Below are 19,429 nucleotides of genomic sequence, written 5' to 3'. Positions count from 1 at the left end.
ATGTACGAGAAGAACGACGGTGCGCTCTCGGAGGAGCCCTTCGTGCGGACGCTGCTCCAGGCGGGGGACTCTGTCTGGGTGGGCACCAGCCCGGAAGCCGGGCAGATCATGCACGTGAAGTCGGTGGTCTTCGACCAGAAGACGGTCTGGGACGGCTCCTGGAACTTCACGCCCTCGGCCAACTACCAGGCCAACAACATCAACATCATCACGAGCACCCAGAGGTAGTGCTCGCGGGAGGCAATCTGCCCGCCCAGAAGCCCGCGAAGGCCGGTGGGAGCAGGTCCGCGGCGTAGGGCACGCAAGCTTGAATTGCCTACTCTGAATCCTCCCCCGATTCGTCTTCCTCCACCTCTTCGTCTTCAAGAGGTGCGCTCATGAACGTAAACCTCCCAGGCAATCGAACGACCATGAAACCCTTGCCAGCGATCTTGACGCGCTCTGCGTCCTCTGCCTTCCCGCTGGCCAGCCACTTGTCTGCCTCTTCTCGCGTTGCGAACTCATGGGAGACCTTGAGCTTGAATGAGGGATCAAAGAATTCTTTGTAGAACCTGCGGAAGTCATCCTCTTTCCGGATGTGGCGAGGGTAGACCAATGCGATCTGCGCGAGTTCGATTACGTCCCTCTCCGGGGAGCCCTCCGGATGCTTCTGGCTGATGGCGTTGAGAGCGCCGAGGATTGCGTCTGTGTCGAAGTCTGGAATATAGGGCATGGTGGCGTCGAGCCTTTTGCGTTTCTGTTTTTTGGATGCAACGTTTGGCTTAGATGGGAACAAGAAACAGTGCGCCGCCGATTATCGCGATAACAAAGCCTACTCCTGCCACGACCACATGGGTTCCGGGCGGCGCCTCGGGTGTGTGTTCTTTGAGCCAGTCGAGCGCTTCGTTGATGCTTGGGAATTGAAGCTTCTTGCTCTGTGACTCCTGCCTCTCCAGTTCCTCCATCTTCTTGACGCAATCCATGAATTCGTTGAGGCACTTCGTGGTGCAGTGTTCCTTATGCTTGCCAGAGTGCTTCGGTATGGATGGGATCTCAGGCTTGCGCCTCATGCACCTGGTGTAGCTCAGTCGCGTTAGACCTGCTGGGTGCATTCCCTCATCCATCAGTGCTTCGATGCGTTGCCTGCCTGCACTCCCGTTCAACCTCGGCTGAATGGACGAGTCCGAAGGAGGCAGAGTGCTTCCCGGGTATTGTCCGGTTTGTCGAGATTGAAAGTTTTGGGCGACGCCTCAACCCGGGTCAACGGCGCTCGGGCTCATGGAGACCACTGGTGTGCGGTAGGCGAAGCTCGGGGCAGTGGGGATCGGCTCATTTCAGCTCATGCGCATCCAGGGCCTCTTTCCTCCTTCTCGCGTAGGTTTCAGCACTGGCCATGGTGCTCCGGGAAGGTGACCCGGCACCGTCCGGGGACGACATTGCCCACCTGGAGGGGGGCAGAGCCGTCACGAAAGGGCCTACACCCGGGCACGGCAGGTGCTATCACTCGGCCGCCATGTCCCAGTCCACCGGCCCCCTGTTCGCCACCGTCCCCAACGAGATCGACTTTCCCGCCGACGAGCGCCGCATCCTCGCCTTCTGGAAGGAGCGCCGGATCTTCGAGCAGACGCTCCAGGGCCGGGATGACGCTCCCGCCTTCGTCTTCTACGAGGGCCCTCCCACCGCCAACGGTCTGCCCCACAACGGCCACGTCCTCACCCGCGTCATCAAGGACCTGTTCCCGCGCTACAAGACCATGCGCGGCTACCGCGTCCCCCGCAAGGCCGGCTGGGACACCCACGGCCTCCCCGTCGAGGTCGAGGTCGAGAAGGAGCTGCGCATCCACGGCAAGGCGGAGATCGAGCGCTACGGCGTGGAGCCCTTCACCGAGCGCTGCATCGAGTCCGTCTTCCGCTACACCAACGAGTGGGAGCGGCTGACCGAGCGCATCGGCTTCTGGGTCGACCTCCCCGACGCCTACGTCACCTATCACCGCGGCTACGTGGAGAGCGTCTGGTGGGCCCTCGCCGAGCTGTTCCGCAAGGGCCTGCTCTACCGGGGGCACAAGATCGTCTGGTGGTGGCCCCAGGGCGGCACCGCGCTGAGCTCCGGCGAGGTCGGCATGGGCTACCGCACCGTCGACGACCCCAGCGCCTACGTCGCCTTCCCCCTGCGCGACTCGCCCGATACCTCGCTCCTCATCTGGACCACCACGCCCTGGACGCTCCCGTCCAACATGTACGCCGCCGTCAACCCCACGGTGGACTACGTCACCGTCGACGCCGGTGACCGCAAGCTCATCGTCGCCGCCGCCCTGCGCGAGGAGCTGGCCAAGAAGCTCAAGAAGGACCTGCCCGTCCTCCAGACGCGCAAGGGAAGCGAGCTGGTCGGTCTGCGCTACTCGCCTCCCTATGACGTGTACTTCCAGCGCGTGGGCAACACGGAGCTGCCGCTCGCGGGCGGGGGCACGGACACGCCCGCCTGGCGCATCATCGGCGCGGACTTCGTCACCCTCTCCAGCGGCACGGGCATCGTCCACATCGCCCCGGCCTTCGGCGAGGACGACTACGAGGCCTTCCGCCACGAGCGCACCCGCTTCGCGAAGCCCGAGGCCCTGGAGATGTTCTGCGCCATCCGCCCGGACGGCACCTTCTCCGAGGACTTCCCCCAGCTCACCGGCCGCTTCGTCAAGGACGCCGACAAGGAGATCCAGCGCGAGCTCAAAGAGCGCGGCCGGATGCTCCTCATCGAGCAGTATCGCCACGAGTACCCGTTCTGCTGGCGCGCGGATGACGACCCGCTCATCCAGTTCGCCCGGCCCGCCTGGTACATCCGCACCACGTCCGTGAAGGACAGGGCCATCGCCAACAACCGCGCCGTCAACTGGGTCCCCGAGCACATCAAGGAGGGCCGCTTCGGCGACTTCCTCGCCAACAACGTCGACTGGGCCCTCTCCCGCGAGCGCTACTGGGGCACGCCCCTGCCGCTCTGGGTGCACTCGGAGACCGGCGAGGTGGAGGCCATCTCCTCGCTCCAGGCCCTGCGCGACAAGCCCGGCAGCAACCTGGCCGCCGTGGAGGCCGAGCTCAAGGCCTTCATCGCCCGCAAGCCCGGCGCCACCAGCGCCGAGCACCTCATCGTCCACAAGCCGTGGATCGACAAGGTCACCTACGAGAAGCCCGGCACCCCCGGCCGCTTCGTGCGCGTCCCCGAGGTCGTGGACGTGTGGTTCGACTCGGGCTGCATGCCCTTCGCCCAGTGGGGCTACCCCCACGCGCCCGGCTCGCGCGAGAAGTTCGCCCAGGCCTTCCCCGCCGACTTCATCTCCGAGGCCATCGACCAGACCCGTGGCTGGTTCTACTCGCTGCTGATGATCAGCACGCTCGTCTTCGACGAGGAGACGCAGCGGCGTGAGGGCATCACCCCCGAGCGCGGCTGGCCCATGCCGTACAAGAGCTGCATCGTCCTGGGCCACGTCTCCGACAAGGAGGGCAAGAAGGAGTCCAAGTCCAAGGGCAACTACACCCCGCCGGAGATCATCCTCGACGAGGTGCGGATGGACTTCGCCGTGCTCGATGACAAGGCGGCGGGCGTCCCCGGTGTGGCCGGCGAGGCGCTCATCGCCCGCGAGGACCTCGAGGGCCTGGACATCCAGGAGGGCTCCAAGGTGCAGCTCTTCCGTCCGGACGCGGCGGACAAGGCCCTCACCCTCACGGTGAAGGTGCACAAGAAGCTCAAGCGGCGCGTGGTGTTGCTGGCGAAGAAGGACCTGGAGGCGCTGGGGGTGGCCCCCTCGGCGCGCGGCGCGGACGTGATGCCGGTGGAGGTGCCCCGCCTGGCTCACACCGAGCGCGTGGTGCTCAAGGACCCGGCCAGCCGGGCCCCGGGCGCGGACGCCTTCCGCTGGTTCTTCTTCGCCGCCAGCCCCACCTGGTCCAACACGCGCCACTCGCTGAGCAACGTGCGGCTCCTGCAGAAGGACTTCCAGGTCAAGCTGCGCAACGTCTACTCGTTCTTCACCATCTACGCGAACATCGACGGCTTCTCGCCGGCCCGCGGCAACCCGGATTCCTCCGAGGTGCCCTGGCTCGCCATCCGCAAGAGCACCGGCTGGCGCGAGCCGAAGCAGCGCACCGTGCTTGACCGGTGGATCCTCTCCGAGGTGCAGCTCGCCCTGCGCGACGTCACCCGGTCGCTGGACTCCTATCAGGTGTACGAGGCCGCCCAGCGGCTGGTGGCGCTGGTGGACGCCCTCTCCAACTGGTACCTGCGCCGCAGCCGCGAGCGCTTCTGGGGACCGGGCCTGGAGCAGGACAAGCTGGACGCGTACTTCACCCTGTACGAGGCGCTCACCACCATCACCGCGCTGTCGGCCCCCTTCATTCCCTTCTTCGCCGAGGAGATGTGGAGCAACCTGGTGCGCCGGCCCTGGCCCACGTCCCAGCCGGAGAGCGTCCACCTGGGCCGCTTCCCCGAGCCGGACACGCGCCTCATCGACGAGGGGCTCTCCACGGAGATGGGCGCGGTGCGCGAGCTGGTGTCCCTGGGCCTCAAGGTCCGCACGGACAACAAGCTCAAGGTGCGCCAGCCCCTGTCCCACGCGGACGTGATGCTCTCGCGCCGCGAGCTGCAGGAGCGCGTGGCCGTCTACAAGGACCTCATCGCCGACGAGCTGAACGTCCACGAGGTGCGCTTCCTGGAGGCCGGTCAGGAGGCCGACGTGGTGCGCTACAAGGTGCGGCCCAACCTGCGCGCGATGGGCAGCCGCCTGGGTCCCAAGCTGGCCCCGGTGCGCAAGGCGTTCGACGCCGCCGACAGCCGGGCGCTCCAGCGCGAGCTGGCGCGGGAGGGCAGGGTAGCGCTCACCGTCGAGGGCGAGCAGATGGTGTTCCCCTCCGAGGAGCTGGAGGTGCTGGTGGAGGCCAACCCCGGCTACGCCGCCGCGGGCGCGGGCGTGGGCGTGGTGGTGCTCCACACCGAGCTGACCGAGGCGCTCGTGGACGAGGGCCTGGTGCGCGAGCTGCTCGCCCGCGTGCAGGCGGCGCGCAAGGACATGGCGCTCGGCTACACGGACCGCATCCGCCTCTGGGTGGACGGTGACGCACGGGTGCGCAAGGTGACCGAGGAGGCGCGTGAGTCCATCTCCCGCGAGACGCTCGCCTCGGAGCTGCACGTGGGCCCCGAGGGCCTCACCGGCAAGGAAGAGGAGTTCAACCTCAACGGCCTGCCCGCACGCCTTCGCGTGGAGCGCGCCTGACCCAGGCATCCACCATGGGCTTCTGGGGACCGGCCACATCGACGGTGGATTGGTGCGAGACGAACTACGAGCACCTCCACTACGTCTGCGAGCTGTTCAACTCGGTCTCCAGCCTGGCCATGGTGCTCGCGGGCGTCCTCGGCATCGCGCTCCATCACCGCGTGCTGGAGCGCCGGTTCATGCTCGCGTTCGCGATGGTGTCGGTGGTGGGGCTCGGGAGCATCGCGTTCCACGCGACGCTCCTCTTCCAGTACCAGATGCTGGACGAGCTCCCGATGCTCTACCTCGCCCTCGTCATGGTCTACATCCTGGTGGAGAACCGCCCCGAGCGGCGCTTCGGGCTGGGGTTCCCCCTCGCGCTGCTCGGCTACGCGGTGCTCTCGACGTACCTCTCGGCCTTCACCCGGGGGCGCTTCCAGTTCTTCGCCTTCCAGGTGAGCTTCGCGTCACTCGAGTTCTACGCGCTCGCGCGCGTCTACCTCATCCACCGCCGGAGTCAGGACGTGGCGGCGAGGCGGGTCTTCCAGCTCGGCATCGGCGCCTATGCGCTCGCCATCGTCCTCTGGCTGAGTGACATCCAGTTCTGCCCCACGCTCAACGAGACGCTCCCCGCGCATGGCGTCCCCAACCCGCAGTTCCACGCGTGGTGGCATGTGCTGGTGTCCTGTGGGTTCTACGCGCTCCTGATGGTCATCGCCCATGACCGGTTGAAGACACTCGGGCAGGCACCGCGGCTGCGCCTCGCGGCGGGAGTGGTTCCTCTCGTGCGGAGCTCCACGGGCCCGACCGTGTGACGCCTGACACCTGGCGGGTGAGGGGCGGCGCGTGTCGCCCGGTGTGCCACCTCACCGCAGGGCGTCCCCCTTGTTGCCTGCCTCCCTCATGGCGACTTTCGGCGCCGCGGTAGGGGTTGTGAGGGGGAGGGCACCGGGTGAAACCAGGCGAGCGCGGCGGAAGAAGCCTCAAGGGTGCATGCGGAGTGTTCACCTGTCTGCTCCTGCTCGCCTGTGAGCCGGAGTTACCCAGGGCTCGGGTGTTGCCACCATCGCCTCGGACGGAGCAGCCGCTCCCTCCAGAGGAGCAGCCGCCGCCTCAAGCGGGGCAGCCACCCCCTCCGGTGCAACCGCCTCCCAAGGAGGAGCCCACGCCGACGGATCCGCCTCCTGCGCAGCCCCCACCACCGGCACAACCTCCACCTCCAACGCCCACGGGCCGGAGCTGGTACGTGAGCACGAAGGGGTCCGATGGGGCGAAGGGCACGCTCGAGGCCCCGCTTCGCACCATCGGCCGGGCGGCGGCGCTCGCGAACCCGGGAGAGGTCATCCGGGTGCTCCCGGGGGTGTACCCGGAGGAGCTCGTTCTCGAGTCCAAGGGCTCGGGCGTCGCCCCCATCACCTTGCGCGGAGAGGGCTCGTCCCGTCCCACCCTCGTCCCGAAAGACAGGGTCCGGAGCGCGGTCATCCGCATCCGGGGGCGTTGGAACCTGGACAACCTGCAGGTCGACGTCGGGGGTGCTCCGATGTTCGCCGTCATCTTCGACAGCGGTGCCAGTCAGTCCGTCCTGTCCGGGAGCGAGCTGAAGAGCGGCACGACCAGCGCGGGCGTGCTCGTGGATGGCCCGCGGGACATCACCATCCAGAGCAACACCATCCACCACTTCATCAAGTCCGGGGATGACTCCCATGGCGTGGTGGTGGTGGGCCCGTCACGGAACATCACCCTCCGGGACAACGACATCCATCACAACTCGGGAGACTCCATCCAATGCCAGGCGGGTGCGGCTCCCGCCGAGCTCGTGCTCATCGAGGGCAACACGCTGCACGACGAGGGCGAGAACGGAGTGGACATCAAGCAGTGCCATGGCGTCACCGTGCGCGACAACGTCCTCTGGGGTTTCCCCAATACCGCCATCCGCCCGGGCGGCTCTTCCGCGGGTGAGGCGGTGCTCGTCCAGCAGCTCGCCCGTGACATCCTCGTCCAGGGCAATTCCATCTCGCGCTCGGGCCGCGGTGTCTCCGTGCTGGGTGGCAGCTCGCCCCCCGAGAACGTGTCGGTGCTGGACAATCACCTCCAGGAGATCCGCAACGTCCCCGAGGGCAATGGGCAGGGCATCCGCATCGAGAGCGCCAGGACCGCCAGGGTGGAGGGCAACCTCATCGAGGGCACGGCCAGCTACGGGCTGATGCTGGCCGCCGATGGCAAGGTGATCACCGGGCTCGTCGTCAGGAACAACACCGTGCGGAGCGGCTCGCAACGGCTGTTGCTCCGGTTGGGGGATGTGCCCTTCCGCCCGGGGCTCCTCATGGAGGAGAACCTCTATGCCGCCGATGGCATCCTGAAGGCCGATGCCGTGACGGCTCGGCTCGACGGAGACCTCGCGCGTTTCCTGGGAGACTTCCCCGGAGACCTGCTCACGCTCTCCTCGCCGGAGAAGCTCGAGGTGTGGCAGCAGGTGATCGGCGTGGATCAGGGCTCCGGCTTGTTGGAGTGAGCCCCACGCCTCCTACAATTTCGTAGCTCCAAGGAGCGCGAGCGACAAAATTGTAGGAGGGAGGCTGGCGCGGCCGTCCTCACGGTGTGGCTGTCGTGGTGTCCGTCCCTTCCCGCGGCTCGCGATCCCACTCCCCGTGAATCCTACGAATTTGTCGGTTCGCGAGGGGGAACCTACAAATTCGTAGGCCGCCGGGAGGATCGACAGAAGCCGGCGGGCAGGCCGCTCCCACCTGGAAATCCCCATGGATTTCGAGGGGATGCGCCTGTTCCCTGGGGGGGATGGCGTGTTGGCTCACCGGTTGCACTGCTCGCGAGCAGGGCGGGCCCACGAGGCCCATCGACCGAGAGGTGATGATGTCAGGCGGAATCGTCGGAGCCGATGTGGCGTGGGTGTTGGTGGCGAGTGCGCTGGTGATGCTGATGGTCCCGGGTCTGGCGCTCTTCTACGGGGGCATGGTGCAGGGCAAGAACGTGCTCTCCACCCTCATGCACAGCTTTGGCGCTCTGGCGGTGGTCACGGTGGTGTGGGCGCTGTGGGGCTACTCGCTCGCCTTCGGGGAGAGCCAGGGAGGCCTCATCGGAGGCGCCACGTACCTGTTCATGAAGGGGGTGGGGACGGAGGCCAAGGGCTCGCTGCCGCACATCCTCTTCTTCCTGTTCCAGGGCACCTTCGCCGCCATCACGCCCGCGCTCATCAGCGGGGCGTACGCCGAGCGGCTCAAGTTCTCCGCCTTCCTCCTCTTCACGGTGCTGTGGGCGACGTTCGTGTACGCGCCCGTGGCGCACTGGGTGTGGGCCGCGGATGGCTGGCTGCTGAAGCTGGGCGCGCTCGACTTCGCCGGTGGCGCCGTGGTGCACCTCACCAGCGGTGTGTCGGCGCTCGTGGTGGCGCTCGTGGTGGGCCGCCGCAAGGGCGCCCGTCAGCCCCCGCATAACCTCGCCTTCACCCTGCTGGGCGCGGGGCTCCTCTGGTTCGGCTGGTTCGGCTTCAACGCGGGCAGCGCGCTCGCGGCCAACGAGCTGGCCGCCGTCGCCGCGACCAACACCCACCTGGCGGCCGCCGCCGGCGCGGTGGCGTGGGGCCTCGTGGACCTGATCCGTCTGAAGAAGGTGACCGCGCTGGGTGCCGCCAGTGGTCTCGTCGCGGGTCTGGTGGGCATCACCCCGGCCGCCGGCTTCGTCGCGCCCATGGGCGCGCTGGCCATCGGCCTGCTGGCCGGCGCGGTCTGCTACGGCGGCGTCCTCCTCAAGGAGCACTTCCGCTACGACGATGCGCTGGATGTCGTGGGTGTTCATGGCGTGGGCGGTGCGCTCGGCGCCCTGCTCACCGGTGTGTTCGCCACCGTGGCCGTCAATCCGGCGGGAGCCGATGGGGTCCTCGCTGGTGGCAACTGGGCGCTGCTCGGCAAGCAGGCCCTGAGCATCCTGGCCGTGGCCGCCTTCTCCTCCCTCCTCACCTTCGTGCTCCTCAAGGTGGTGCAGGCGGTGGTGGGTCTGCGCGTCGATGACGAGGCCGAGTACGAGGGGCTGGATCCCCACGTCCATGGCGAGCGCGCCTACCACACCGGCATGTCGCTGGGTGGCGGCCACGGCGCGTCGGCGCCTCGCGAGGCCGCTCCCGCGCAGGCCAGCGCCTCCGAGCAGAAGGCGCCCCTCAGCGCCGAGCCCGCGATGGAGGGGTGAGCCCTCCAGAGGTGAGGGGTTGAACGGAACCCCCACATGCCGCTTGCGGCCCCCTCGGGAGCGGACGATTCTCGGCCCCCGGATGAATGTGCTCGACAAGGTGCTGACACTGCGGCCGACGAGCGTGGTGGCGCGGCTGGGGACGGCCTCCCGGCTGCCCGTGCTCAACCCGCGTGATCTGCTGAAGGCCCTGGAGGGGGTGCCCGCCGCGTTGCCGTGCCTGCCCGCGCCCACCCGGCCGATGTTGCCGGGCATGCTGGCCGCGGCGCGGGGCGAGGACGCGGTGCTGGGGCTGCTCTGCCCGCATCCCCTGGCGGATCGCGGGGCGGCCGAGCGCTTCATGGCCTCCGTGCAGCAGGTGGCCGAGGCGGATGGTCATGCGCGGCCCCTCTTCCTACAGGCCGGGCCCGTGCGGGTGTCGAAGGTGGGCCCCGAGACGATGGCGCAGCTGCAGGAGGGACTCTTCCGTCTGGTGGACGCGGGCTTCTCGCTGGTGTCGCTGGACGTGACGCGGCTGCCCGTGGAGGTGGCGGTGGAGGTGGTGCCGAGGCTGTCCGGCGCGGTGGTGGAGCGCGAGCTGGCGCTGGAGGTGTCACTGCCCGCGGGTGCCGAGGGCGAGGAGCTGGAGGGCGCCCGCGCGCTGCTCGAGGGATTGCGGAAGCGGGGCGTGGGAGCGCGCTTCCTCCGTGTGCCCGCCACGATCCTGGGTGAGGAGGAGCCGGAGGTGCAGTTCCTCCAGAGCCTGGTGGAGCTGACGCGGCAGCACGGGGCGGGGGTGTCGGTGGGGGAGGCGGGGCGGCGCTCGGTGCGGGCGCTGCCGACATATGTGGCGGCGGGCGTGAGGAAGGTGGAATGTGTGGCCCCTTTCGAGCGGATCGCGCTGGCTTCGTACCCGGAGGCGGTGCGCACGAGCCTGGAGGAGAAGGCGGAGAAGGCGGGCCTGACGGCGGGGGAGTTGCTGGGCGTGCTGGGCGAGCAGCTCGCGCCTCTGGAGGCCCGGGATGCGGCGCGGCTGGAGGCGCTGACGTTCGCCGAGGCCTCCGAGGTGCTGGCGGGGCTGGGCGCGACGAGGACGGGGTGGAAGTCGATGATGTTCCTGGCGGAGAACCGGGGCGACTAGATGCGCATCGTGGCAGGTACGGCGAAGGGCCGGGCGCTGGCGGGCCCCAAGACGACGTCGAAGCACATCCGCCCCACGGCGGACCGGGTGCGGGAGACGATCTTCAACGTGCTCGGACAGTGGTTGGAGCAGCAGAAGGTGCTGGATCTCTACGCGGGGACGGGGGCGCTGGGCCTCGAGTCCGTCTCGCGCGGGGCTCCCAAGGCGGTGTTGGTGGACTCGGACCGGGAGGCGCTGTCGCTCTGCCGGACGAACACGGACACCCTGGGGTTCACCTCCCGGGTGGAGATCCTCGCGCAGCCGGTGGAGCGGGCGCTCGAGACGCTCGGGCGCCGCGGGGATCGCTTCGAGCTCGTCTTCGCGGACCCGCCCTACGCGGCGCGGGTGGTGGAGACGGTGCTGGAGGGAGTGGTCAGGGCCGGAGTGCTGGCTCCCGGGGGGACGGTGGTCATCGAGCACGACAAGCGCGAGCCGGCCCCCGAGTCCCACGCCGGCTTCGAGCGGGTGGATCAGCGGCGGTTCGGGGACACGCTGGTAAGTCTCTTCCGCATTCCTTGACCGCTTGCCGGGGTGCGTCGAGACTGCGCCCGCATGCGTACCGCCATCTACCCGGGTTCATTCGATCCGCTCACCAACGGTCACCTGAGCATCATCCAGCGCGCGTTGCAGATGTTCGATCGCGTGATCGTGGCGGTTGCCGTCAACCCGAAGAAGGTGCCGCTCTTCAGTGAGGAGGAGCGCAAGGAGCTCATCCGCCAGGCGTGCCCGGATCCGCGGGTGGAGGTGGACGCCTTCCACGGCCTGCTGGTGGAGTACGCGAACGGGCGCGGGGTGAACGTCATCCTGCGCGGCCTGCGGGCGGTGTCCGACTTCGAGTACGAGTTCCAGCTGGCGAACATGAACCGCAAGCTGGCCCCTGGCATCGAGACCGTCTTCATGATGACGGGCGAGGACTACTTCTACGTGTCGTCGCAGCTCGTCCGGGAGGTTGCTTCGTTCGGTGGCAACGTGGAGGGGCTCGTACCGCCCAACGTGCTCAAGGTGCTGCGGGCGAAGTACGGCAAGCAGGGCTGAGCGCCCTCCTTCCCCCATGACGCGGTGAAATGCGGGTGGTACCTTACGCGGAGTGCGTCTGGAGGCGCCTCCCATGAATCTCGCGAATCGGCTCAAGGCGATCAAACCGTCCCCTACGCTCGCGCTCAACGCGAAGGCGAAGGCGTTGGTGGCTCAGGGTGTGGACGTAGTGAGTCTCGCGGCGGGCGAGCCTGACTTCGACACGCCGGACTTCATCAAGCAGGCGGCCATCGAGGCCCTGCGGCAGGGCTTCACCAAGTACACGCCCACGTCGGGCATCCAGGAGCTGCGCGAGGCCATCTGCGCGAAGCTGGAGCGGGACAACCACCTCACCTTCGCGCCGGAGCAGGTGCTGGTGACGGTGGGCGCCAAGCAGGCCCTGTACAACGCGTTCCAGGCGCTGCTGAACGAGGGCGACGAGGTCATCATCGTCGCGCCGTACTGGGTGAGCTACCCGGACATGGTGCAGCTGGCCGGGGGCAAGCCGGTGTTCGTGGAGACGCGCGAGGAGGACGGCTTCGCGCCGGATCCAGACGCCATCCGTAAGGCGCTCTCGCCGCGCACGAAGGCGCTGGTGCTCAACAGCCCGAGCAATCCCTCGGGGGCGGTGTTCTCGAAGGCCGCGCTGGAGGGCATCGCCCAGGCGGTGCGGGGGCACGAGTGCCTCATCCTGAGCGACGACATCTACGAGAAGCTGCTCTACCAGGGGCAGTTCCTGAACATCGGCAACGTGGCGCCGGACCTGGTGTCGCGGCTGGTCGTCATCAACGGGATGAGCAAGGCCTTCTCGATGACGGGCTGGCGCATGGGGTACGTGGCGGGACCCAAGTGGCTCATCTCGGGCATGCAGATGATCCAGGACCAGTCCACGTCGAACGCGGCGTCCTTCGCGCAGAAGGCGGCGGTGGCGGCGCTCAGGGGACCGCAGGACATCTTCGTGCCCATGGTGGAGGAGTACCGGGGACGGAGGGACCTGGTCGTGGACACGCTGAACGCGATCGAGGGTGTGCGCTGCCGGCGTCCCGAGGGCGCCTTCTACGTGCTGCCCAACGTGAGTGGCCTCTTCGGGCGCTCGTACAAGGGCACGCCGGTGACGGGCTCGGTGCAGTTCTCGGAGATCCTCCTGAACGACTTCCGGGTCGCGGCGGTGCCGGGGGCCCCCTTCGGAGCGGAGGGCTACATCCGCATGAGCTTCGCGACGTCACGCGAGCAGCTCAACAAGGGCCTGGAGCGGTTCCGCGAGCTGGCGGCCTCCTTGCGCTGAGCTCCCTCTCCCTCTGGGAGAGGGCAGGGGGTGAGGGTCTTCCCGAGGGAGGACCCCGTCCCTCGTGCTTCAATCCGTGTAGGCGAACGCCTTCCACCCGTCCTCGGTCTGCCGGTACAGGACGACCGCCGCGCGCCCCGAGAGGTTGGCCACCGCCGCGTACACCTCGCCGCCGCGCGGCACGATGGCTCCCAGCCGCGCGGGGGGCTTGCCGTATTTCCTCTCCAACTCCGCGTAGGGCAGGACCTCGACGTCGTAGAGCGTGATGAGGTCCGTCCGCTTGTTCCGGAGTTGCTTGACCCACGTCACCACGAGCGACTCGGGCGTCTCGAACTTCCGCTCCTCGAGCTGGAAGGGGAAGGCCAGCATCGGCACGGCACCGCGAACGTCCCCCGTGAGCAGGGAGCTGAGCAGATAGCGGGCCTCGTCACGTACCTCCTCCTCGGTGCTGCCCGGCTTGGGCGCCTGGGAGGGGGCCGCCACGGGGGCAGGGGGAGCGGCAGGAGGGGGCGGTTGGGCCACCGGCGCTGGAGCCTGGGCCGCCGGAGCCCCGGCCGTAGGGGCGGGTGCCTCCGCTGGGGGGGCTTCCTGCTTCGCACGGCGGCGGCGGACCGGCTTCTCGGCGGCCGGGGCAGGGGCCGATTCAGTGGGAGCGGCGGCGGCCGGCTCGGTCTCCTGGGGGGCCGAAGGCTCTGGAGCCGCCGGAGCTGCCGGGGCCGTCGGGGTTTCCTGGGCCTCCTGGCCAAGAGCCGGAGACGCGGTGGAGAGGAGCAGGACCAGGGACCAGCGGCGCATGAGACCTCCGAGAGACGAGGCGCAGACTAGCAGACGGCCCGGCGCCCGGAACCGTCCTCCCAGCCACCGGGCGGGCTCGGTTTCCCACCCCGGGGGCTACCCCGTTCACACGATTCGTGCAAGCGGGGGCGAAGGTTGGTATGGGCCCCCCGCGATGCCCAAGCGAAACGATATCCGGAAGGTTCTTGTGATTGGCTCGGGCCCGATCGTCATCGGGCAGGCGGTCGAGTTCGACTACTCGGGAACCCAGGCGATCAAGGCCCTGCGGGAAGAGGGAGTCGAAGTCGTCCTCCTCAACAGCAACCCGGCGACGGTCATGACCGATCCGGAGTTCGCTCACCGTACGTACATCGAGCCCATCACGGTCGAGGTGGCCGAGCGCATCATTGCCCAGGAGCGCCCCGACTCCGTCCTGCCCACCATGGGCGGTCAGACGGCCCTCAACCTGGCCAAGGCGCTCGCCGAGGAGGGCATCCTGGAGAAGTACGGGGTGCGTCTCATCGGCGCCTCGCTGGAGGCCATCAACAAGGCCGAGGACCGGCTGCTCTTCAAGCAGGCCATGGAGCGCATCGGCGTGGCGCTGCCCAAGAGCGGCTACGCCACCACCATGGAGCAGGCCCTCGCGCTGGTGGACGAGATCGGCTTCCCCGCCATCATCCGCCCCTCCTTCACCCTGGGTGGCACCGGCGGCGGCATCGCCTACAACCGCGAGGAGTACGAGGCCATCTGCCGCTCCGGCCTCAAGGCCAGCCCCACCTCCACCATCCTCGTCGAGGAGAGCGTGCTCGGCTGGAAGGAGTTCGAGCTGGAAGTGGTCCGCGACACCGCGGACAACGTCATCATCGTCTGCTCCATCGAGAACTTCGATCCCATGGGTGTGCACACGGGTGACTCCATCACCGTGGCGCCGGCCCAGACGCTCACGGACCGCGAGTACCAGCGGCTGCGCGAGGCCTCGATGCGCATCATCCGGGAGATCGGCGTCGACACGGGTGGCTCCAACATCCAGTTCGGCGTCAACCCGCGCGACGGCCGCATCGTGGTCATCGAGATGAACCCGCGCGTGTCGCGCTCCAGCGCGCTGGCCTCGAAGGCCACGGGCTACCCCATCGCCAAGGTGGCCGCCAAGCTGGCGCTCGGCTACACGCTGGACGAGCTGCGCAACGACATCACCCGCGACACTCCGGCGTCCTTCGAGCCCACGCTGGACTACGTGGTGGTGAAGGTCCCCCGCTTCAACTTCGAGAAGTTCCCCCACGCCAACCGCACCCTCACCACCAGCATGCGCTCGGTGGGCGAGGTGATGGCCATCGGCCGCACCTTCCGCGAGGCCTACCTCAAGGCCATGCGCTCCATGGAGTCGGGCCGCACGGGCCTGGAGGTGCCGGAGCTGCCCGAGGACAAGGACGAGCGGCGCAAGGTGCTGCGCGACAACGTGCGCGTGCCCCGGCCCGAGCGGCCCCTGTACGTGGCGCAGGCTCTGCGCGAGGGCATGTCGGTGGAGGAGGTGCACGAGCTGTCCTCCATCGATCCGTGGTTCCTGCGCCACCTCCAGGGGCTGGTGCACGAGGCGCGGCAGATCCAGGAGTTCGGCAAGCTGGACAAGGTGCCGGACGAGGTGCTGCGCGCGGCGAAGTCGGACGGGTTCTCGGACAAGTATCTGGCGCAGCTGCTGGGCTGCACCGAGGGCGAGGTCCGGGCGCGCCGGCACGCGAAGGGCATCCGCCCCGTGTACAAGCGGGTGGACACCTGCGCCGCCGAGTTCGAGGCCTACACGCCCTACCTCTACTCCACCTACGAGGAGGAGGACGAGGCGCCGCCCACCCAGCGCCAGAAGGTGCTCATCCTGGGCAGCGGCCCCATCCGCATCGGCCAGGGCATCGAGTTCGACTACGCCTGCGTGCACGCCGCCTTCGCCCTGCGCGAGGCCGGCTTCGAGACGGTGATGGTCAACTGCAACCCGGAGACGGTGTCCACCGACTACGACACGTCGGACCGCCTGTACTTCGAGCCGCTGACCATCGAGGACGTGTTGGAGGTGTCCCAGCGCGAGAAGCCGGTGGGCGCCATCGTCCAGTTCGGCGGGCAGACGCCGCTGCGCCTGTCCGTGCCGCTGGAGAAGGCGGGGCTGCCGATCCTCGGCACGTCGCCGGACGCCATCGACCGGGCCGAGGACCGCGAGCGCTTCGCGCAGCTCATCGAGAAGCTGGGGCTGAAGCAGCCGGAGAACGGCGTGGCGCGCAGCCACGAGGAGGCCTACCGCGTGGCCGAGCGCATCGGCTACCCGGTGATGGTGCGGCCCTCGTACGTGCTGGGCGGCCGGGCCATGGAAGTGGTGTACGACCAGCAGAGCCTGGAGCGCTACATGCGCGAGGCGGTGAGCGCGTCGCCGGAGCACCCGGTGCTGATCGACCGCTTCCTCAAGGACGCCACCGAGGTGGATCTGGACCTGGTGGCGGACAAGACGGGCGCGGTGCTGGTGGGCGGAGTGCTGGAGCACGTGGAGGAGGCGGGCGTGCACTCGGGTGACGCGGCGTGCACGCTGCCGCCGCACTCGCTGTCGCCGGACCTCGTGGAGCGGATGAAGGATCAGGCCATGGCCCTGGCGAAGGAGCTGGGCGTGGTGGGCCTGATGAACGTGCAGTTCGCCATCCAGGGGAAGGCCATCTACGTGCTGGAGGTGAACCCGCGCGCGAGCCGCACGGTGCCGTTCATCTCGAAGGCGACGGGCATGCCGCTGGCGAAGCTGGCGTCACTCTGCATGGTGGGCAAGACGCTGGCGGAGCTGGGCGCCACGCAGGAGCCCGAGTTCCGGCACGTGGCGGTGAAGGAGTCCGTGTTCCCGTTCGCGCGCTTCGCCGGGGTGGACGTCATCCTCGGACCGGAGATGAAGTCGACGGGCGAGGTGATGGGGATCGCGGACGACTACGCGTCGGCCTTCGCCAAGAGCCAGCAGGCGGCGGGCGTGAAGCTGCCGAGGAGCGGCAAGGTCTTCATCTCGGTGAAGAACGACGACAAGCCGGCGGTGGTGGACCTGGCGCGGCGGCTGCGGGCCCTGGGCTTCAAGCTGGTGACCACGGGCGGCACGCACCAGTACCTCCAGACCAAGGGCCTCGAGACGGAGAAGGTGCTCAAGGTGACCGAGGGCCGTCCGCACATCGTGGACAAGATCGTGGACGGGGAGATCGTGCTCGTCATCAACACGACCTTCGGCAAGCAGGAGATCGCCGACAGCTTCTCCATCCGCCGCGAGTCGCTGATGCACAGCGTGCCGTACTACACGACGGTGCAGGCGGCGCGGATGGCGGTGGGGGCGCTGGAGGCCCTGCTGCGCAAGGAGCAGACGGTGCGTCCGCTCCAGGACTACCTCGGAACGAAGAAGTAGTTCCGTGGCTCCCAGCCCAATCCCCTCCCTCTCCCTCCGGGAGAGGGGCGGGGTGAGGGTATCCGGGCCCCGAACTCAGAACCGGATGCCGGGCCCGGGCCTGGTCGAAACCCTGGACCGGATGCCCCACTCGGCGCCGGGCCCGAGCTGAAGCCGCAGCGTGCAGCTCTCCCCGTCCTTCGCGCGGCAGGGACGGGACGCCTCGTGGGTGACGGTGACGGAGCCCGGCTTCACCCCGAGGCGGCGCAGCCCTCCCTGCACGAGGCCCTGGTCGAAGAGACAAGGGTAGGGGTTGGCGCACTCGATGACGAAGACCGAGTCGGAGACCTTGCGCCCCTCGTAGCTGCCGATGAGCGAGGGCGTGAGGCCCTTGACCGGATCATGGAGCGGCACGCCATCGCGGCGGTGGTGCATGTGGTAGCCGACGTTGATGAGCCGGACCATGCCCTCCAGGGAGTCGGCCTCCTTGGGCCAGTGGACGTTCTGCATCACTCCCACGCCGAGCTGCCGCACCACGGACTCGCCCGTCTCCCGCGCGATGGCGTTGAAGGCGCGCAGATAGCCGTCCAGCGGATACCAGCCGTGGGGCTCGATGACGATGGTGCCTTCCCGGTCCAGCGTCCCGATGTTCTCCCGCATCAGGAACGTCGTCGCGATGCTCCTGAAGGCGGCGAACCCCTTCACGAACCCCACCACGCTCAGGCCGTACACCTCGTACCCACGGTATTCGGAGAAGTCCCTCATGCTCCCTCTGCTCTCTTGCCCCCTGAGTGGACACTCGCGCGGGAAGCTAGCCGTGAGGGCTCCCGGCGTCGACCCTCTTGCGAGAGGGCGGTGGTACCTTGCGGCCATGCGCCGTCTCCCCCTCACGACGCTCCTGTCCGCCGTCCTCGCGCTGTCGGCCTGTCTTCCCCGCGGGACGCGTCCGTCCTCGCCCCCGCCGCCCACCCTCGTCTCGGTGGCCAACGCGCTCTTCGAGTCCGTCGAGAGCGAGGGCACCCTGGCCAGTGTGTTCATGGTGGACGCGGTGACGGGCGCGCCCCTCTACGCGCGCCACGAGCACGTGCGCCTGCTGCCCGCGTCGACGATGAAGGTGGTGTCCACCTCCGCGGCGCTCTCCGCGTTCGGCCCGGACTTCCGCTTCCACACCCCCGTGCGCCTCGAGGGCACGCAACTGGGCAACCTCTACCTGGGAGACCTCGTGGTCGAGGCGTCCGGAGACCCGTCCCTGGGCTCGTGGCGCTTCCCCGAGACCACCATGGCCTGCGAGCAGCTCGCCGAGGCCATCCATGCGCGCGGCATCCGGCAGTGGCTCGGCGCGGTGCGGGTGAGCAACGCCGATGAGGGCCCCTATGGTCTCTTCGGCCCCGGCTGGGCCTGGGACGACGCGGCCTATGCCTACAGCGCCGCCCCCACGCCCTTCGTCTTCCGCGAGAACGTGGTGGACCTGTCCCTGGAGCGCCCCGAGGGTCAGGACTGCTCCTCGCAGCCCCGGCGGCCCATCACCGTCCGCTACTCCCCGGCCTTCAACGCGCCCCCCACCGTCGTGTACCTCGACCCGAATGCCCAGCGCGCCGGGCTCGGCTGCGTGCGCGAGCGGGGCTCCGGGCGCATGCGCTGCGTGTGGCGCTCGACCGCGCAGCAGTGCCCGCGCAAGGCCTCCATGCGCGTCGCCATCGACGAGCCCCAGGCGCTGTTCACCTCGTGCCTGGAGGAGGCGCTGGCCGTCCGCGGCATCTGGCGCGCACCCGTTCCTCCCGGCGTGGCCGCCGTGCCCTCGGCTACTTCGAGCGAGCCGCTCCTCGACTTCGTCAGCCCCTCGCTCGCCGAGCTGGTGAAGGTGACCAACAAGGAGTCGCTCAACATCTACGCCGAGCGGCTCGGCCTGCTGTTCACCCGCGAGCGCATGGGCACCGAGAGCTACCCCGCGCTTCGCGACGCCATGGCTCAGGAGTTGGTGCGCCGGGGTATCTCCCCTCGGCTCCTGCGGCCGGCGGATGGGAGTGGGCTGTCTCGCTACAACGTGGCCACCGCTCGAGGCCTGGTGGAGGTCATCTACACCTCCCTCAAGGAGCCGTATGCCCACGCGCTCCTGGAGAGTCTGCCCGTCGCCGGCGTGGATGGCACGCTCGCGGGCAGCGCCGTGACCGATGGCATCCGGGGGCGCATCCGCGCCAAGACCGGGACGCTCTCGGGACAGAAGGCCTACGTGGGCGTCGCCGAGCGGCCCGGTGATCCCGAGCACCCGCGCGTCGTCTTCGCCCTCATGCTGGGCAATATCGACGAACAGCCCGCACTCACCGCGAGCCAGGTGTTCGAACACTTCGCCCAGGCCATGGTGTCCCTGCCCGTGCGGTGAGTCTCCCGGCGTGGCTCGCGGAG

Annotated in this window: 15 protein-coding genes; 11 read left to right on the top strand and 4 right to left on the bottom strand. The window is 68.7% G+C overall.

Translation table 11 applies throughout. The annotated features are described in order from the left end of the window. Positions 1-228, top strand: a complete 228-nt coding sequence (locus NR810_RS01330) for a phospholipase D-like domain-containing protein (RefSeq protein ID WP_257446527.1) — start codon at positions 1-3, stop codon at positions 226-228. Positions 229-316: 88 nt separating this feature from the next. On the opposite strand, the gene NR810_RS01325 is transcribed toward NR810_RS01330, so the two are convergent. Then, positions 317-712, bottom strand: coding sequence for a hypothetical protein (locus NR810_RS01325; protein ID WP_257446526.1), 396 nt, complete (start codon positions 710-712; stop codon positions 317-319). Between the two features lie 49 nt (positions 713-761). Further along, complete coding sequence (locus NR810_RS01320) at positions 762-1,103, bottom strand: hypothetical protein (RefSeq protein ID WP_257446523.1); 342 nt, start codon at positions 1,101-1,103, stop codon at positions 762-764. Between the two features lie 389 nt (positions 1,104-1,492). Here NR810_RS01320 and ileS point away from each other — a divergent pair, with 389 nt between their 5' ends. From ileS to NR810_RS01280, 8 genes are all read left to right on the top strand, one after another. Continuing rightward, entirely contained in the window at positions 1,493-5,233 is a 3,741-nt protein-coding gene (ileS, locus tag NR810_RS01315; protein ID WP_257446520.1) for an isoleucine--tRNA ligase, read from the top strand. A gap of 14 nt (positions 5,234-5,247) precedes the next feature. Continuing rightward, positions 5,248-6,027, top strand: a complete 780-nt coding sequence (locus NR810_RS01310) for a ceramidase (protein WP_257446518.1) — start codon at positions 5,248-5,250, stop codon at positions 6,025-6,027. Between the two features lie 431 nt (positions 6,028-6,458). After that, a complete protein-coding gene (locus tag NR810_RS01305) occupies positions 6,459-7,724 on the top strand; it encodes a right-handed parallel beta-helix repeat-containing protein (protein ID WP_257446516.1) in 1,266 nt (421 codons plus the stop codon). A 353-nt stretch (positions 7,725-8,077) separates the two neighbouring features. Then, positions 8,078-9,409, top strand: coding sequence for an ammonium transporter (locus tag NR810_RS01300; RefSeq protein ID WP_257446513.1), 1,332 nt, complete (start codon positions 8,078-8,080; stop codon positions 9,407-9,409). Between the two features lie 82 nt (positions 9,410-9,491). Continuing rightward, positions 9,492-10,529, top strand: a complete 1,038-nt coding sequence (locus NR810_RS01295; RefSeq protein WP_257446510.1) for a hypothetical protein — start codon at positions 9,492-9,494, stop codon at positions 10,527-10,529. Next, the gene (gene rsmD, locus NR810_RS01290; RefSeq protein ID WP_257446507.1) at positions 10,530-11,087 is read left to right on the top strand and encodes a 16S rRNA (guanine(966)-N(2))-methyltransferase RsmD; all 558 of its coding nucleotides are present in this window, start codon (positions 10,530-10,532) and stop codon (positions 11,085-11,087) included. 33 nt (positions 11,088-11,120) lie between these two features. Then, on the top strand, positions 11,121-11,603 hold the full coding sequence (coaD, locus tag NR810_RS01285) for a pantetheine-phosphate adenylyltransferase (protein ID WP_257446505.1): 483 nt from the start codon (positions 11,121-11,123) through the stop codon (positions 11,601-11,603). Positions 11,604-11,676: 73 nt separating this feature from the next. Beyond that, the gene (locus NR810_RS01280) at positions 11,677-12,867 is read left to right on the top strand and encodes a pyridoxal phosphate-dependent aminotransferase (protein ID WP_257446502.1); all 1,191 of its coding nucleotides are present in this window, start codon (positions 11,677-11,679) and stop codon (positions 12,865-12,867) included. Between the two features lie 69 nt (positions 12,868-12,936). Here NR810_RS01280 and NR810_RS01275 read toward each other — a convergent pair whose 3' ends face one another. After that, the gene (locus NR810_RS01275; RefSeq protein WP_257446499.1) at positions 12,937-13,662 is read right to left on the bottom strand and encodes a hypothetical protein; all 726 of its coding nucleotides are present in this window, start codon (positions 13,660-13,662) and stop codon (positions 12,937-12,939) included. 154 nt (positions 13,663-13,816) lie between these two features. Here NR810_RS01275 and carB point away from each other — a divergent pair, with 154 nt between their 5' ends. Further along, entirely contained in the window at positions 13,817-17,047 is a 3,231-nt protein-coding gene (carB, locus tag NR810_RS01270; RefSeq protein WP_257446496.1) for a carbamoyl-phosphate synthase large subunit, read from the top strand. A 75-nt stretch (positions 17,048-17,122) separates the two neighbouring features. Here carB and NR810_RS01265 read toward each other — a convergent pair whose 3' ends face one another. Further along, entirely contained in the window at positions 17,123-17,791 is a 669-nt protein-coding gene (locus tag NR810_RS01265; protein ID WP_257446485.1) for a hypothetical protein, read from the bottom strand. 106 nt (positions 17,792-17,897) lie between these two features. On the opposite strand from NR810_RS01265, the gene dacB reads away from it, so the two are divergent. Then, a complete protein-coding gene (gene dacB, locus NR810_RS01260) occupies positions 17,898-19,406 on the top strand; it encodes a D-alanyl-D-alanine carboxypeptidase/D-alanyl-D-alanine endopeptidase (protein WP_257446482.1) in 1,509 nt (502 codons plus the stop codon). Positions 19,407-19,429: the final 23 nt, after the last annotated feature.

Source organism: Archangium lipolyticum, assembly GCF_024623785.1.
Taxonomy (GTDB): domain Bacteria; phylum Myxococcota; class Myxococcia; order Myxococcales; family Myxococcaceae; genus Archangium; species Archangium lipolyticum.
The sequence above is the reverse complement of the archived record's forward strand: the minus strand, read 5'-3'. Positions and strand labels throughout refer to the sequence as shown.

Bases quoted from the DNA above. Each gene is read 5' to 3' on its own strand.
- NR810_RS01330 (WP_257446527.1), top strand. From the start codon at position 1: ATGTACGAGAAGAACGACGGTGCGCTCTCGGAGGAGCCCTTCGTGCGG.
- NR810_RS01325 (WP_257446526.1), bottom strand. From the start codon at position 712: ATGCCCTATATTCCAGACTTCGACACAGACGCAATCCTCGGCGCTCTC.
- NR810_RS01320 (WP_257446523.1), bottom strand. From the start codon at position 1,103: ATGGATGAGGGAATGCACCCAGCAGGTCTAACGCGACTGAGCTACACC.
- ileS (WP_257446520.1), top strand. From the start codon at position 1,493: ATGTCCCAGTCCACCGGCCCCCTGTTCGCCACCGTCCCCAACGAGATC.
- NR810_RS01310 (WP_257446518.1), top strand. From the start codon at position 5,248: ATGGGCTTCTGGGGACCGGCCACATCGACGGTGGATTGGTGCGAGACG.
- NR810_RS01300 (WP_257446513.1), top strand. From the start codon at position 8,078: ATGATGTCAGGCGGAATCGTCGGAGCCGATGTGGCGTGGGTGTTGGTG.
- NR810_RS01295 (WP_257446510.1), top strand. From the start codon at position 9,492: ATGAATGTGCTCGACAAGGTGCTGACACTGCGGCCGACGAGCGTGGTG.
- rsmD (WP_257446507.1), top strand. From the start codon at position 10,530: ATGCGCATCGTGGCAGGTACGGCGAAGGGCCGGGCGCTGGCGGGCCCC.
- coaD (WP_257446505.1), top strand. From the start codon at position 11,121: ATGCGTACCGCCATCTACCCGGGTTCATTCGATCCGCTCACCAACGGT.
- NR810_RS01280 (WP_257446502.1), top strand. From the start codon at position 11,677: ATGAATCTCGCGAATCGGCTCAAGGCGATCAAACCGTCCCCTACGCTC.
- NR810_RS01275 (WP_257446499.1), bottom strand. From the start codon at position 13,662: ATGCGCCGCTGGTCCCTGGTCCTGCTCCTCTCCACCGCGTCTCCGGCT.
- carB (WP_257446496.1), top strand. From the start codon at position 13,817: ATGCCCAAGCGAAACGATATCCGGAAGGTTCTTGTGATTGGCTCGGGC.
- NR810_RS01265 (WP_257446485.1), bottom strand. From the start codon at position 17,791: ATGAGGGACTTCTCCGAATACCGTGGGTACGAGGTGTACGGCCTGAGC.
- dacB (WP_257446482.1), top strand. From the start codon at position 17,898: ATGCGCCGTCTCCCCCTCACGACGCTCCTGTCCGCCGTCCTCGCGCTG.